Annotated in this window: 2 protein-coding genes; both read right to left on the bottom strand. The window is 61.3% G+C overall.

Annotated elements, in window-relative coordinates:
• Positions 1-177: 177 nt before the first annotated feature.
• Entirely contained in the window at positions 178-2,196 is a 2,019-nt protein-coding gene (locus Q0072_RS04760) for a methyl-accepting chemotaxis protein (RefSeq protein WP_298326462.1), read from the bottom strand.
• Between the two features lie 184 nt (positions 2,197-2,380).
• On the bottom strand, positions 2,381-2,664 hold a 284-nt coding region (locus tag Q0072_RS04755; protein WP_298326459.1), incomplete at its 5' end, for a hypothetical protein.

Genomic DNA, 2,664 nt, shown 5'->3' with positions numbered 1-2,664 from the left:
GCCCGTCCTGCACCGGCTTTATCCCGACATGGTGCATGGCTTCATCACCATGGGGGGCCGTCTGCCCACCGCCAACCGCGCCATCGCCGATATCGGCCGGGCTTTGGCCTCCTATGACATCTATGCTTTCAGCGACGGGGGCGGGATTTGATCTCACTCCCGTCCGGGACGGTATGATCAGGCGGCCTTGACCCCGGTCAGGAAGCTGCCGACAACCTGGGTGAGGCGCGTCGACTGGCTCTGCAGGCTGACCGCCGCATTCAGCACTTCACCGGCCGATTGTCCGGTTTCATCGGCAGCACCACGGACGCTGTCGATGGTCGACGTGACATCCTGGGTGCCGGCGGCGGCCTGCTGCACATTGCGGGCAATCTCTTGTGTGGCCGCGCCCTGTTCTTCAACCGCGGCAGCAATGGCGGCGGCAATCTCGTTCACACGGGCGATGGTACCGGTGATTGACCGGATGGCATCGACCGCCTGCTGGGTCGCGGATTGTACCTGCTGCACCTGTTCGCTGATATCGCCGGTTGCGCGGGCCGTCTGCGTTGCCAGGCTTTTCACTTCCGATGCCACAACGGCAAAGCCCTTACCCGCCTCGCCCGCACGGGCGGCCTCGATGGTGGCGTTCAGCGCCAGAAGATTGGTCTGACCCGCGATATCGGCGATCAGCTGCACAACGGTGCCGATACGGCCTGCCGCTTCCGACAAGGAATTGACGGTCCGGTTGGTCTCGTTCGCCTGATCATAGGCAACCCGGGTGATCTGGGCGCTTTCCGCAACGCGGCGGGTGATCTCACCTAAGGAACTGGACAGTTCCTCAGTCGCGGTCGCCACGGCCTGGACATTGGCGCTGGCCTGTTCGGCCGCACTGGCCACCGACATCGACTGCTGGGCCGTCTGTTCGGACAGGGCCGACATGGACTGGGCCGAGGCGCGCATCTGGGTGCTGGCACTGCCCAGTTCACCCACCAGGGCCTGCACATCCTGGTCAAACCGGCCCATCAGCGTCTCCAGCGCCTGGGCCCGCCGCTCCCGCGCTTCACGCGCGGCGGCCTGTTCCTCTTCGAGGCGGCGGCGTTCGATGCCATTGGTCTTGAACACTTCCAGCGCCCGCGACATGTCGCCGATTTCATCCCGGTTATCGGTGAAGCCGACATCCACGGACAAATCACCGTCCGCCAGCCGTCCCATGGTGGCCGTGAGGCTGTTGACAGGCTGTGTGATGGAGCGGGCAACGATCATCGAACCACCGATCCCCAGCAGGACCGACAGGATGGAGAGGCCGATGGCGCTGGCCTCAATCGTATTGATGGTGGCCACAACCTGCGGCCCGATCTGGTTCTGCTGTCCGGTCTGAGACTCGGCAATATCCTGGGTCAGCTTGCTGAGCTTGCCACCGCTCGGGTTCAGCCGAGCCTGGACAATGGTTTCCGTTTCGTGGAGCAGGTTCATCTTGGTGGTGGCGCCCTCACGATAATCCGTCAGATGCTGGACAATCTCCCCAACCAGGGTACGGCGGGCGCCGCGTGACTGGTCGACCAGAGCCTTTGTGCTCCGTTCCAAGTCGGCCAATGCCTTCGTCAGGGCGCCCTGCGTGGCTTCATCCCGCAGATTCTCAAAACGCTGCATGTAAAAGCGGACCAGCAGGAAGTCCCGTTCCGTATTTGCGATCAGCATCGCGGTGCGGGCATCACCATCACTGTCGGCGAGGCGCAGCGCCTGGTCCAGCTTGCCCAGGGCCATAGGGGCGTTCTTGTCCAGGATGTCGGCCGAGACCTTATCGATTTTGGCGTCCAGGGACACAACGTCGCTGATTGTCGTTTTGTAGGTGGCGAAGGTCGCGGTCAGTTCAGCCAGCATGGCCCGACGGCTGGGATTGATCAACGCCTTTTCGGCTTCCGCCAGCAGCGCATCGACCTCTTTCGTCGCCTCCTGTATCCGCGGGACAAACACCTCATCCCCGGACAGCAGAAAATCCTTCATTTGAATGCGGGTCTGCGACACGTTCTGATCAACAGCGGCAATAAGGTTGGAATTGCGCGCGATGCGGCGATAGTCAGAGAAACTGCTGTCGATGATGGTCAGACCGACAAAGGCACCACCACCGATAAGCAGCAGCAGGAACAGCAGCAGCCCCTGCCCGGTGAAGATACGATGAGCGATTTTTAGCCTGTCCATGCGCATGTCGTGCCCCATCCTGGTCTTCAGGGGTGGGCAAAAGCCCCGCACCGCAGGCCCACACCACGGCACAACCTTCCCACCCATTAGATTGCAGATGTCCAAAAAATACTGGTTTCCGGGTATCGGCAACAACGCGAAAGGTTAGGGAAATCTGAATCTAGGCTTAGGGTTATATTGAGAGGCAGCACATGTTTATTTGTTACTTTTTGACGAAAAGAAATATCAATGACTTGGACAGAACCGAAACACTCTGCTTCGCATCGGCGGGGCTTGCGCGCATCGTTAGGACCGGGTCCAATGGGGACGCGAGATGACCAACGGCGGAGGGATGGACAATGTCGGCCTGTGGCTGCGACCGGCGCGGATTTTTTGGGCATGCCTTCGGTTGCGGCGCCTGGGTGGCTGTGGCTTTAACCGCCGGGACCGTTACCGCACAACGCTCGCAGGCCCGGACATTGTCCGATCCGGTGGTGACGACTCCGT

Origin of the sequence: Asticcacaulis sp. (assembly GCF_027484505.1) — a bacterium.
GTDB lineage: Bacteria > Pseudomonadota > Alphaproteobacteria > Caulobacterales > Caulobacteraceae > Asticcacaulis.
This window is presented reverse-complemented; position numbering and strand designations above follow the sequence as displayed.